The sequence below is a fragment of the Rhodopseudomonas sp. genome (assembly GCF_048594845.1).
Taxonomy (GTDB): Bacteria; Pseudomonadota; Alphaproteobacteria; order Rhizobiales; family Xanthobacteraceae; genus Rhodopseudomonas.
The window spans coordinates 1-12416 of sequence record NZ_JBMDXE010000049.1 but is presented as its reverse complement, the minus strand read 5'-3'; the positions used below and the strand labels follow the sequence as shown (position 1 = coordinate 12416).

General features: G+C 67.6%; 12 protein-coding genes and 1 riboswitch. Of the genes, 7 read left to right on the top strand and 5 right to left on the bottom strand.

What is annotated here, in order from left to right; translation table 11 throughout:
- Together ACOJTD_RS02690 and ACOJTD_RS02685 are read right to left on the bottom strand one after the other, a co-directional pair.
- On the bottom strand, window positions 1–255 hold a 255-nt coding region (locus ACOJTD_RS02690; RefSeq protein WP_420131399.1), incomplete at its 3' end, for a LysR family transcriptional regulator.
- Between the two features lie 281 nt (window positions 256–536).
- Window positions 537–1760 (bottom strand): DUF3419 family protein, encoded by a 1224-nt coding sequence (locus ACOJTD_RS02685; protein ID WP_420131398.1) that lies wholly within the window; start codon window positions 1758–1760, stop codon window positions 537–539.
- 152 nt (window positions 1761–1912) lie between these two features.
- Between ACOJTD_RS02685 and ACOJTD_RS02680 the strand changes: the two genes are divergently transcribed.
- The 7 genes from ACOJTD_RS02680 (at window position 1913) to cbiB (ending at window position 7967) form a co-directional block, all read left to right on the top strand.
- On the top strand, window positions 1913–2617 hold the full coding sequence (locus tag ACOJTD_RS02680) for a class I SAM-dependent methyltransferase (protein ID WP_420131397.1): 705 nt from the start codon (window positions 1913–1915) through the stop codon (window positions 2615–2617).
- Entirely contained in the window at window positions 2614–2937 is a 324-nt protein-coding gene (locus tag ACOJTD_RS02675) for a DMT family transporter (protein WP_420131396.1), read from the top strand. The genes ACOJTD_RS02680 and ACOJTD_RS02675 overlap by 4 nt, the downstream gene beginning before the upstream one ends.
- 50 nt (window positions 2938–2987) lie before the next feature.
- A riboswitch (cobalamin riboswitch) is annotated at window positions 2988–3199 on the top strand.
- Between the two features lie 73 nt (window positions 3200–3272).
- Window positions 3273–4346 carry a HoxN/HupN/NixA family nickel/cobalt transporter gene (locus tag ACOJTD_RS02670; protein ID WP_420131395.1) on the top strand — a complete coding sequence of 358 codons (1074 nt, stop codon included), beginning with the start codon at window positions 3273–3275 and terminating at the stop codon, window positions 4344–4346.
- 7 nt (window positions 4347–4353) lie between these two features.
- Window positions 4354–5379, top strand: a complete 1026-nt coding sequence (locus tag ACOJTD_RS02665; RefSeq protein WP_420131400.1) for a FecCD family ABC transporter permease — start codon at window positions 4354–4356, stop codon at window positions 5377–5379.
- Entirely contained in the window at window positions 5376–6152 is a 777-nt protein-coding gene (locus tag ACOJTD_RS02660) for an ABC transporter ATP-binding protein (protein WP_420131394.1), read from the top strand. Before ACOJTD_RS02665 ends, ACOJTD_RS02660 begins: the two co-directional genes overlap by 4 nt.
- 1 nt (window position 6153) lies before the next feature.
- On the top strand, window positions 6154–6993 hold the full coding sequence (locus ACOJTD_RS02655) for an ABC transporter substrate-binding protein (RefSeq protein WP_420131393.1): 840 nt from the start codon (window positions 6154–6156) through the stop codon (window positions 6991–6993).
- A 2-nt stretch (window positions 6994–6995) separates the two neighbouring features.
- Window positions 6996–7967, top strand: coding sequence for an adenosylcobinamide-phosphate synthase CbiB (gene cbiB, locus ACOJTD_RS02650; RefSeq protein WP_420131392.1), 972 nt, complete (start codon window positions 6996–6998; stop codon window positions 7965–7967).
- Here cbiB and ACOJTD_RS02645 read toward each other — a convergent pair.
- From ACOJTD_RS02645 to cobN, 3 genes are all read right to left on the bottom strand, one after another.
- Window positions 7940–9427, bottom strand: a complete 1488-nt coding sequence (locus ACOJTD_RS02645) for a cobyric acid synthase (RefSeq protein WP_420131391.1) — start codon at window positions 9425–9427, stop codon at window positions 7940–7942. The two genes, cbiB and ACOJTD_RS02645, sit on opposite strands and share 28 nt — an antisense overlap.
- Window positions 9428–9740: 313 nt before the next feature.
- Window positions 9741–10364: a cob(I)yrinic acid a,c-diamide adenosyltransferase gene (cobO, locus tag ACOJTD_RS02640; RefSeq protein ID WP_420131390.1), complete on the bottom strand. Its 624-nt coding sequence runs from the start codon at window positions 10362–10364 to the stop codon at window positions 9741–9743.
- On the bottom strand, window positions 10361–12416 hold a 2056-nt coding region (cobN, locus tag ACOJTD_RS02635), incomplete at its 5' end, for a cobaltochelatase subunit CobN (RefSeq protein ID WP_420131389.1). The genes cobO and cobN, both read right to left, overlap by 4 nt.

Genomic DNA, 12416 nt, shown 5'->3' with positions numbered 1-12416 from the left:
CTTCAGCGCACCGATATCCTGGCGCATGGCGCGGCTGTCGGCGACGATCCGGCGCGCCCATTCCAGCGCCCGCTCGCCCTCCGGCGTGAAGCCGAGAAACCGCGAGCCGCGCTGCACCAGCATCACGCCCAAAATCTCTTCGAGCTGCTTGATGCCGGTCGACATCGTCGGCTGGGTCACGCCGCAGGCTTCGGCGGCGCGGCCGAAATGCCGTTCCTTGGCGAGCGCAAGCAGCAGCTCGAGCTTGTCGATCAAATCCGTCCCTCGGAATTTGCTGAAAGAGGGACTTTTGCCCGAATGGGCGGCCTTCGGCAAGGTAGCCGGGCCGAGGGCGCTTGGCCTGCGGGCAGATAAAACCCCGCCTCCCGATTTGCGGCATCGGAAGCGCGGGGCCAGTCAGGGGAGAGACGAAGCCCCGCGCGTGACAAACAAAGCACGACCGCGCCAAGCAACGTCAGGTATTTAAGTAACCCATTCCGGTAAACCCGGATTGAGCTGAATCAAACCGGATGCCTCTTTTAAGTCAGACCAAGGGCTCAGGCGGCGCCGGCGGATCGCCGTGTGTAGCAATGGAATCCGCCATAGATGCCCGAGCGGTCGCGGTCGAAGCCGATCGCGCTGCGTTCGGCATCGCGCTGCCAGACTTGCTGCAGCGGCGCCAGCGCGTCGGTCTCGAGCGGCGACTCGGCACCGGCGGTGCGGAATATCACGCGCACCGAATCCTTGCCGGCGCGGTCGATCGCGTCCCATAGCGCGCGGATTTCATCCGGTGCCATCCAGTCCTGCGAGTCGAGCAGCACCACAGCGTCGATCTGCCGGGCCGGCAGGCTCTCCAGAAATACACGCAGGTTTTCGTGCACCGGAATGATCAGTCCTGCGCCCGAACGCATCTGCGCATAGCGGCTACGCTGCAGATACAGCGGCAGGCATTCGTCGCCGGGGCCAGCGTAGCGCCGGCTCAGCGCCTGCCAGGCGAAGTAATTCGTCTCATTCGGATAGACGTTGATCAGCCGCAGCAGGCGCTGATGCAGTACCTCGTTGAGCGGTTGATCGCCGCCGAGCAGATCTCGCTGCTGCGGGGGGATGCCGAGGCTGAACAGCAGTGCCGGCGTGCGGGTCAGCAGCCGCGCAAAACCCGAATGGAACAGCTGATCGACGCGGCGCAGCGCATTCTGCCGCTCCGGCGACTCCGGCGCGGCTTCGAGCAGCACCTTGAGGTCGATCTTGGCGAGTTTCGCCAGCAGATGCGCGAAGCCGATGAAGCTGCCGAGTGCACCGTGCCTGTAGAAGCCGTCGGTGAAGTAGCGATAGCGCGCCCGGCCGCGGAAGTCGCGTTCGTCCCAGTAGCTGCGGGCGTCGCGGTCGAGCTGCGGCCGCAGCCGCTGGCGATAAAGATCAGCGTTGTCGTCGGCTTCGCCTTCGCCGAAGAAGCGCCAGAATTGTTCGTAGTCCGGCAGCGCGCGCAACCCGGCCAGCTTCAACTTGAGCAGCGCCAGATGCGCTTCGTTGAGATCGACCGCGAACACCTGCGCCGGCTTGGCGGTCAAGTAGGACAGCGCATTGCAACCGCCGGACGAGATCGTCACGATCGTCGAGCCGATCGGGAGTTGCAGCGCAGCAAGATCCGCTTCGGGATCTTCCCAAATCTGGGTGTACACCAGCCGACGGAACCAGATCGAAAACAGCCGGTCCCAGATCGTCGACTCGCTGCGATCCTTGCTGTTGCGGACCGCGTCCGCGATCAGTTGCTGCGTATTCATGCCGTCCTCGACTCGCTCATCGGTCGAGAATAGCTGCGTAGCAATGCAGTTTTGCGACAGTCCGCAGGTATTCGCGCTGCCGGCTGTCATCACCCTGTCGTCGCAAAATCGGAAGGAAAGCGGACGATTCTCTCTGCGCGAGGGTGCATTCCATGACGATGATCCGCTCGGAACTCACCGTTGATCCGTCCTGGCCGGTCGATGCAACGACCCGCATGAACCGGATGTATCGCTATCAGCGGCACATCTATGATATCACCCGTCGGTACTATCTTCTTGGCCGCAACGAACTGATCGCCGGACTGGCGCCGCCGGCCGGCGGCCATGTGCTCGAGATCGGTTGCGGCACCGGCCGCAATCTCGTAACCGCGGCGCTGCGCTATCCGCAGGCGCGGTTCTATGGCTTCGACGTGTCCACAGAGATGCTGACCTCGGCAATCGGCGCGATCGCCCGCGCCGGCCTCGGCAGCCGCGCCAAGGTGGCGCATGGCGATGCGACCAACTTCACCGCGCAGGGCGTGTTCGGCCAGCCGGTGGCGTTCGATCGGGTGATGATTTCCTACAGCCTGTCGATGATTCCGGATTGGACCGCGGTGATCGAACATGCGATCGCCTGCCTGAAGCCGGGCGGGCAATTGCACATCGTCGATTTCGGCGATCAGTCGGAACTGCCGGGCTTCGCGCGTCGGGCGCTCCGCCACTGGCTGGCGTTGTTCGGCGTCACGCCGCGCGATGCACTGGAGGCGACGCTGAGCCAGATCGCGGTCCGCACCGGTGCCGGGCTGAGCTTCGACCGGCCGTATCGTGGCTACGCCCAGGCCGCGGTGCTGACGCTGCCGGCGCGCCGCGCCGCATGACCGGCTGGCTCGCGCTGCTTGCCGCGGGCCTGATGGAAATCGTCTGGGCGCTCGGCTTGAAGCACTCGGACGGCTTCACGAAACTCTGGCCCGCGCTCGGCACGCTGGTGGCGATCGCCGCCAGTTTCGGCCTGATGAGCATCGCCCTCAAGACGCTGCCGTTCGGCACCGCTTATGCGGTGTGGACGGGGATCGGCACCGCCGGCAGCATCGTGGTCGGCATGGCGCTGTATGGCGAGCCCGCCAATGCGCTGCGCGTGCTGTGCCTGTCGATGATCGTCGCCGGCATGATCGGGCTGAAGCTCAGCACGCCGGCGTGACAGGGCGGCCGCCCGCCAAAGGCTGCGATTGACAAAGCAGGTCCGCACGCCTTTGATCGTTCCGTTCAGGTGTGCCGGGACTCGTTCCGGCACAGGGAAGCCGGTGCGGGTGCCTTTGGTGGCGCCCCAGGCCGGCGCTGCGCCCGCAACTGTAGGCGGCGAGCGATCCTTCATCATGCCACTGACCCAAGCTCGGGCCGGGAAGGCGAAGGATCGCGACGACCCGCGAGCCAGGAGACCGGCCTGAGCCACGTCATCTTCCAGCGTGCGGTGCGCGCGGCTGGGGCGGTCCGCCGCATGGGTGACAGGAAGCTGCTCACCGTTCGGGGACTCTCATGTCAGACACACTCGCCCACCCTCCCGTCGCCGTTGCACGTCCGGATGGATTCCGCCTCCGGCTGACCGCCGTGCTCGGCGGCTTGGTGATCGCCAACATCGCTGCCTGGGCCTGGGCGCTCACGGCCTTCGCCGGCCAGCCGGTGCTGATCGGCACCGCCGTGCTGGCCTACAGCCTCGGCCTGCGCCACGCGCTCGACGCCGATCACATCGCAGCGATCGACAACGTCACCCGCAAACTGATGCAGGAGGGCAAGCGCCCGGTCGCCGTCGGCTTCTTCTTCGCGCTCGGCCATTCCACCGTGGTGCTGGTGGCCTCGTTGGCGATCGCGGTGGCGGCCAACTCGCTCACCGAGCGGTTCGCCGGCTATCGCGAGATCGGCGGCATCATCGGCACGTCAGCCTCGGCGCTGTTCCTGTTCGCGATCGCGCTGGCCAATCTGTCGGTGCTGAGCGGCGTCTATCGGGCGTTCAAGAAGGTGCGCGCCGGCAAGGCGGTGCACGACGACGACATCGACCACCTGCTGCAGCAGCGCGGCTGGCTGGCGCGGCTGTTCCGGCCGCTGTTTCGGTTTGTCTCCAAGAGCTGGCAGCTTTATCCGATCGGCCTGTTGTTCGCGCTCGGCTTCGAGACCGCCAGCGAGATCAGCCTGTTCGGTCTTGCCGCCAACAATGCCGGCACGATCTCGCATTGGTCGATCCTGATTTTCCCGGCGCTGTTCGCCGCCGGCATGACGCTGGTCGATACGCTCGACGGCGTGCTGATGCTCGGCGCCTATGGCTGGGCCTATCGCAACCCGGTGCGCAAGCTGTACTACAACATGACGATCACCTCGGTCTCCGTGCTGGTCGCGATCGTGATCGGCGGCATCGAGACGCTGGGCCTGTTGGCCGGCCGGCTGCATCTCGAAGGCGCGTTCTGGGAGTGGATCACCGATCTCAACGCCAATTTCGGCGCGCTCGGCTACGGCATCGTCGCGTTGTTCGTCGCGAGTTGGATCGTCTCGACCATCATCTACCGGCTCAACGGCTATCACCGCCTCGACGCCAACGCCCCGGTCGCACGGGAATGAGCTTTTGATCGACGCTCGTCCGCATCCGGCGTCGCGCGCGGCGGTCGTCACCGCCGCGTTACTGTTTGCCGTCGTGCTGCTGGCGCTCGGCTCGCTTGGCGTCGGCCCGGTGAAATTGTCGCCGCTCGCGGTGGTCGACGGGCTGATCGGCCGCGGCGGCGACGTGCAGCAGATCATCGTGCAGCAGATTCGGCTGCCGCGCGCCATTCTGGCGCTGGCGATCGGCGCCATCCTCGGCCTGTCGGGCGCCGCGTTGCAGGGGCTGCTGCGCAACCCGCTCGCCTCGCCGTCGCTGTTCGGCGCGCCGCAATCGGCGGCGTTCGGTGCCGTGCTGATCATCGCGCTGGGCTGGGCCGATGTGCGCTCCTACGCGCTGCCTGTCGCGGCGATCAGCATGGCATTCGTCTCGGTGTTCGCGCTGCTGGCCGTCGCAGGCCGCGGGGCCAGCTTATTGCTGCTGATTCTCGCAGGCTTGGCTATCTCGAGTCTCGCAGGCGCCGCGACCGCGCTGGTGATGAACCTGTCGCCCAATCCGTTTGCCAGTCTGGAGATCGCATTCTGGCTGCTCGGCTCGCTGGAGGATCGCAGTTTTCGCCATGTCATGCTGGCGCTGCCATTCATCGTCGTCGGCGCGGCGCTGCTGCTCAGCCAGCGCGCCGCGTTTCGCGCGCTCAGCCTCGGCGAGGAAACCGCACAGAGCCTCGGCGTCGACGTCGCGCGGCTGCGGCTGATCGTCATCATCGGCGTCGCGCTCGGCGTTGGCGGCGCGGTCTCGGTATCGGGCACGATTGGCTTCATCGGCCTGGTCGCACCGCATCTGGTGCGGCCGCTGATTGGGCACGATCCGGCGCGGCTGCTGGTGCCGAGCGCGCTGGCCGGCGCCGCGCTGCTGCTCGCCGCCGACATCGCGGTGCGCATCATCCCGGCCACGACGGATATCAAGGTCGGCGTGCTGACCTCGATCATCGGCGTGCCCTTCTTCCTGTATCTGATCGTGTGCGAGCGCCGCGCCTTGGGGGGAGGGCTCGGATGACTGCCTTCCTGGCTGCGCACGATCTAAACGTCGCTCTCTCGGGCCGCGCTGTGCTGCATGGCGTCTCTCTGGAACTGACCAAGGGCCATCTGGTGGCGCTGGTCGGCCCGAACGGCGCCGGTAAGACCAGGCTGGTGCGCGCTCTCGCGGGGCTGGTGGTGGCCAACGGCGATGTTAGCATCTCGGGCGACCTGCTCTCCACGCTGCCGCTGCGCGAACGCGCACGGCGGTTCGGCTATTTGCCGCAGGGCCATCTAGTGCATTGGCCGTTGCCGGTGCGCGACGTCGTCGCGCTTGGCCGGTTTCCTCACGGCGCCACCGACCCAGCGCGGCTGTCGCCGCACGACGCCGAGGCTGTGGCGCGCGCGATGGTGGCGACCGACGTCGAGCCATTCGCCGATCGCCTCGTCACCGAACTCTCCGGCGGCGAGCGCAGCCGCGTCGCGCTGGCGCGCGTGCTTGCCGTCGAAGCACCGGTCGTGCTGGCCGACGAGCCGACCGCGTCGCTCGACCCGCGCTATCAGCTCGACGTGATGCAGACGCTGCGCAAGGCGGCGGATGCCGGGACGCTGGTGATCGTGGTGACGCACGATCTCGGTCTCGCCGCGCGCTTCGCCGATACGGTGCTGGTGATGGCGGCGGGCCGGCTCGCCGCGCAGGGCACGCCGCACGAGGCGCTGTCGGACGAGGTGTTGCAACAGGTGTTCCGCGTCAGCGCCTATCGGGCCGATTATCAGGAGAGCGGCGTGATCCTGCCGTGGGCGGGAGTCTGATGTGAGCGCGTTGCGCCGACTCGTCGTCGTTGTGTCGCTGGCGACCGCTCTGCCGTGGGCTGCGCAGGCTGCTCCGCTGCCGCGCATCGCGTCGATCAATGTCTGCACCGATCAGCTACTGATGACGCTAGCCGATCCGGCCCAGATCCTCGGCGTCAGTCCGTATGCGCGCGACGAAGCACGGTCGTTTCTCGCCGCAAAGGCCGCGAACTTCCCGAAACTATCCGGCGAGGCCGAAGACGTGTTGATGCTGAAGCCGGACATCATCGTGATGGGCCGCTTCACCAAGCGTGCGACCCGCGAGATGCTGCAGCAACAAGGACAGCGCGTCGTTGCGTTCGATGCGGCCCGCACGCTCGACGAGGTCAAGGCGCAGATCCGCAAGATGGGCGACCTCGTCGGCCATCCCGACCGCGCCGACGCTACCAATGCGCGGATCGATGCCGCGGTGGCGCGGGCGCGGAAAGCCGCGTCCGACCAGCCCTTTCGCGTGTTGCCGCTGGAGCGGCGCGGCTGGGTGTCGGGCAGCGACAGCCTGATCAACTCGCTGCTGAGCACCGTCGGCCTCGTCAACGCTGCCGGCGCGCTCGGCATCAAGCATGGCGGCTTCGCCACGCTCGAAGCCGTGGTCGCGCTGCATCCGGATTTCCTGCTGATCTCGGAAGACAGCGATTTCGCCGAGGACGAAGGCCGCGCCTTCGTGCTGCATCCCGCGCTGGAAAAGTTCTATCCTCCGTCGAAGCGGATCGCGATTCCGGAGAAGCTGACGGTGTGCGGCGGGCCGATGCTGGCCGATGCGCTGGATCGGCTCACCGATGAACTCTCGCGCGTGGAGCGCTGACAATGCTGATCGATTCTCATGCCTTGCTGATCGTGCTGGTCGCGCTTGCGATCGACGCGCTGATCGGCGATCCCGACTGGCTGTGGAAGCGGATGGCGCATCCGGTCGTGCTGATGGGCGCGCTGATCGGCCGGCTCGACCGCGCGCTGAATCGCGACGTTTGGTCCGAAGGCCGGCGGAAAACGGCCGGTATTTTGGTGGTGGTTTTGCTGGTCGTGCTGGCCGGCGGCGTCGGCTTTTTGCTGCAGGGCCCCTTGAGGCAAACTTGGGGCAGCTGGATTGCGCTCGGCGTACTCGCGTCGACGCTGATCGCGCAGCGAAGTCTTTACGAACATGTCGCCCGGGTCCGCAATGCGTTCGCCGAGGGCGGGCTCGAGGCGGCGCGTGAGAAGGTGTCGCTGATTGTCGGGCGCGATCCGGAGGTGCTGGACGAAGTCGGCGTGTGTCGGGCGGCGATCGAATCCTGCGCGGAGAATTTTTCCGACGGCGTGGTGGCGCCGGTGTTCTGGCTGGCGCTGTTCGGATTGCCGGGGCTGTTGATCTACAAGATGGTCAACACTGCGGATTCGATGATCGGACATCTGACGCCAACGCATCGCTCGTTCGGCTGGGCGGCGGCGCGGCTCGATGATGTGCTCAACCTGATTCCGGCACTATTAGCAGGCCTGCTGATCGCGGCGGTGGCGCCGGTGGTCGGCGGTTCGGTCAAGCAGGCCTTCGCGGTGATGCGCCGCGACGCCAGCAAGCATCGCTCGCCCAATGCCGGCTGGCCGGAATCGGCGACGGCCGGTGCGCTCGGGGTGGCGCTGGCCGGGCCGCGGGTCTATGGCGGGCGGGTGGTCGACGATCCGCCGCTCAATGCCGAGGGTCGCGTTGCCGCCACGCCGGCCGATATCGGCCGCGCGCTGCGGCTGCTGCTTGCCGCCTGCGCGCTGCAGGCGTTGATCTACGCGGCGCTGGCGTTGGTGCTCTGACGCGTTCGCGCGATCGCCAGCATCGAGTCGATGTCGAGATGCGCTTCGAGGTGGTCGGCCAGCGCATCGAGCGCGCTTTCGATCTGTGAGTCGTAGGCGAGCTGCGAGGCGATGCCGAGGTCGGCGAGCCAGGCTTTGCGGAACGCATCGTTGGTGAACAGCCCGTGCAAGTAAGTGCCCTGCACCCGCCCGTCGCGCGAGATCGCGCCATCGGGACGGCCGGCGATGGTGACGACAGGACGCGTGCAGTCGGGTCCCGAGCTGCGGCCGAGATGAATCTCGTAGCCTTCGACCGGCGCGCCGGTGACGCTGTGGGTGCCGCTAACCAGCGTGGTCGATTTGTCGCCCTGCATGATCGTCGTGATGTCGAGCAGGCCGAGACCATCGACCGTGCCGGGCGCACCGTCGACGCCGTCGGGGTCGGCGATGCTGCGTCCGAGCATCTGATAGCCGCCGCACAGGCCGAGCAGATGCCCGCCGCGGCGGATATGCGCGGCGATGTCGATGTCCCAGCCCTGCGCGCGCAGGAACGCGAGATCGCCCAATGTCGACTTGCTGCCGGGAATGATCACCACGTCGGCCTCGGCGGGGATCGGCGAGCCGGGCGGCACGAAGATCAACTTCACGCCGGGCTCGAGGCCGAGCGGGTCGAGATCGTCGAAATTGGCGATCCGCGCCAGCATCGGCACGGCGATGATGCGCTTGGCGTCGGACGCGCGGGCGCGGTCGATATCGACGGCGTCTTCGGCCGGGAGCAATGCGGCGATCGGCAGCCATGGCACCACGCCGAGTGACGGCCAGCCGGTGAGCTCGGTGATGGCGACGAGTCCGTTGTCGAACAGACTCACATCGCCGCGGAATTTGTTAATCAGATAGCCTTTCACCAGCGCGCGCTCGGCCGCGTCGAGCACCAGATGGGTGCCGGCCAGGCTGGCGATCACGCCGCCGCGCTCGATGTCGCCGGCGATCACTACCGGCACGTTAGCGGCCTGCGCGAAGCCCATATTGGCGATGTCGCCGGCGCGCAGATTGATCTCGGCCGGAGACCCGGCGCCTTCGATCAGCACGATGTCGGCGTCCCGCGCCAGCCGCGCGAAACTGTCAAGCACAGGCGGCAGCAGTGCCGCTTTCTTGTCCAAGAAATTCTTTGCGCCGAGCCGGCCGAAGCGCTGGCCCTGCACGATCACCTGCGCGCCGGTGTCGGTCTCGGGTTTCAGCAGCACCGGATTCAGGTGCACGGTCGGCGGCAGCCGCGCGGCGCGTGCCTGCACCGCCTGTGCCCGCCCGATCTCGCCGCCATCGACGGTGACGGCGGCATTGTTCGACATGTTTTGCGGCTTGAACGGCGCCACGCGCAGCCCCCGCCGCACCAGCGCCCGGCACAGCCCCGCCACCAGCGTCGACTTGCCGGCATTGGAGCAGGTGCCTTGGATCATCAGTGCGGGGGTGACCGTCTTCATGCGGAGCACAGCCGCAGCGAGATGCACAGAGCGCTCCCTCTCCCCGCGTGCGGGGAGAGGGCCGGGGTGAGGGGGCTCATCCGCGAGGCCGAGCGCTGCGACTCGTGGAGACGCCCCCGCACCCGGATGGCTTCGCCATCCGACCTCTCCCCGCAAGCGGGGAGAGGTGAGGAAGTCGTGCCCTGCTGCGCACTCCGTGCCCGGGGTTCACCCCACCCCGTCACACAGCCCGCTGCGCGGGCTGCGTGCCGACCCTCCCACTCCAGGGGAGGGTGAAGAGGGTGCCCCGGAATGACGAACGTCAGGGCAAGCATCAAAATTCCACGCCCTTCTGCGCCTTCACGCCGCTGCGGAACGGGTGCTTCACCAGGGTCATCTCGGTCACCAGGTCGGCGATCTCGATCAGCGCCGGGTTGGCGTTGCGGCCGGTGATGACGACGTGTTTGTCGGCCGGCTTTTCGTCCAGAAGGAAGGCGATCACTTCTGAAATCGGAAGGTAGTCGTAGCGCAGCACGATGTTGAGTTCGTCGAGCAGCACCATGTGGTGGCGGTCGTCGCGGATCAATTCCTTGGCGCGCTCCCAGCCGGCGCGGGCGGCGGCGATGTCGCGTTCGCGGTCCTGGGTCTCCCAGGTGAAACCTTCGCCCATGATGTGCAGCGTCACCAGCTCGGGAAATTTCGCCAGCACGCGCGCTTCGCCGGTGTCCCAGCTCGGCGACTTGGTGAACTGCACCACGGCGACCGGCATCTCATGGCCGATATGGCGGATCACCATGCCGAGCGCCGCCGAGGTCTTGCCCTTGCCGGTGCCGGTGTGGACGATCAGCAGACCCTTGTCGTCCGACATGCCCTCGAGCTTTTTGTCGTGCGCGGCCTTGCGCTTCTTCGCCTTCTCGGCGTGGCGGGCGTTGTCGTCGCGGACGGGGGCTTCGGTCATGCGGGTTCCCTGGTCATGAGTTCGGCGAGCAGGTCGGCGGCGCGGTTGGAGCGCGGCGTCCACAGCCCGCGGCGGATCGCTTCGGCGAAGCGGTCGGCGATGTCGCGCAGCGCCGCCGGATTTGCGCTCCGCAGGAAGTCGCGCACGGTCTCGTCCTCGAGATAGGCGGCGAACAGCTGATCGAAATGATGCGGCGCGACCGCATCGGTCGAGGCCGCGAAGCCGAACAGGTAGTCCACCGTGGCGGCGATCTCGGACGCACCCTTGTAGCCGTGGCGCATCACCCCGGCGATCCACTTCGGATTGGCGGCGCGGCCGCGCACCACGCGGCTGATCTCGTGCGCCAGCGTCCGCGGCAGCGGCGCTTCGGGACGCGAGGTGTCGATATGGGCGATGCGCGGCGCCTGGCCGCTGAGCGTCTCGACCGTCGCGGCGAGGCCGCCGATGAACTGGTAGTAATCGTCGGAGTCGAGGATGTCGTGCTCGCGATTGTCCTGCGCCTGCGCGACCAATTGCGTGGTTTGCAGCCGCGCCGCAAAGCCGTCGCGCGCCTCTGCGCCCTCCCGGCCGGAGCCATAGGCGTAGCCGCCCCAGGCGAGATACGCGTCGGCGAGTTCGCCGCGGGTCTGCCAGCCGCCGTCGTCGATCAGCGCCTGTAGCCCCGCGCCGTAAGCGCCGGGCTTGGCGCCGAATACGCGGTCGGCCGCCTGCTGCCGCGCCCGCTCCGGGGGCATGCCGGCCTGCGTGAGCTCCGCCGCGCGCGCCCGGACATGCGCGGCGATCGGATTGGCATCGTCGGGCTCGTCGAGCGCCGCGATCGCGGCGGTTGCGCTGGCGAGCAGGTCCATCTGGGTCGGAAAGGCGTCGCGGAACAGGCCGGAGACGCGGAAGGTGACGTCGACGCGCGGGCGCTTGAGTTCGGACAGCGGCACGATGGCGAAGCCGGTGACGCGGCCGGTAGCATCCTCCCAGGTCGGCCGCGCGCCGATCAGTGCCAAGGCCTGCGCGACATCGTCGCCGCCGGTGCGCATGTTCGCGGTGCCCCACGCCGAGAGCGCGATCGAGCGCGGCCATTCGCCTTCGCTCTGCCAATAGGATTCGACCAGCAGCTCGGCCGCCAGCGCGCCGATCCGCCACGCCGACGGCGTCGGCACCGCGCGGACATCGACGGCGAAGAAATTGCGCCCGGTTGGCAGCACATCGGGCCGCCCGCGTGTCGGTGCGCCGGACGGGCCGGGGCGGATGAAGCGGCCGCTCAGGCCACGCAGCAGTGCGGCGCGTTCCGCATCGCCCGAGGCGTCGATCGCTGGACGGAGCGTCGCGGCGATCCAGTCGAGCACGGGCTGAGTGTGAGGCAGTCTCTCCTCATCGCCCGCAGGAGAGGGTGAAGCTTGATGAAGAGCCGACACCAACCGCAAGGCCAACGCTTCGACGCGCTCGACGGTGTCACCATGGGTCCGCCATGGCCGATCGCTCAGCTCGGCGAGGACTGTTGGGCGCGGTCCGGCATAGGGCACAGCCAGATCGCGGGTCAGCGGATCGAATTCGGTCCCGTCGGGGTTGGTTAGTCCGAGGTCCCGCGCCAGCGCGCGATGCAGCGAGGCGTCCTGCGGCTTCAGCTCGGAGCGCGGCAGCCGCGCGATCGACACCAGCAGCTCGTCGCGCTGCGCGGCCAGCGGCGTGCGGCCGAACACGTGCAGCCCGTCACGGATCTGCATCTCCTTCAGATCGCACAGATGCGCGTCGATCGCGCGCAGCGCATCGAGCGTCGCGGTGTCGCGATCGATCGCGACGTCTTCATCGAGCCGCGTCGCCCGTGCCAGCGAAATGATGTCCTCGGCGATCGCGTCCGCGCGTGTCGGATCGAGATCGGCCGCCATCGCATATTCGTCGACCAGCGCTTCCAGCCGCGCCATCTCGTCATGCAGCTCGGCGCGTGTCATCGGCGGCGTCAGATGATCGACGATCACCGCCGCGCTGCGCCGCTTGGCCTGGATACCCTCGCCAGGATCGTTGACGATGAACGGGTAGAGATGCGGCAGCGGCCCGAGC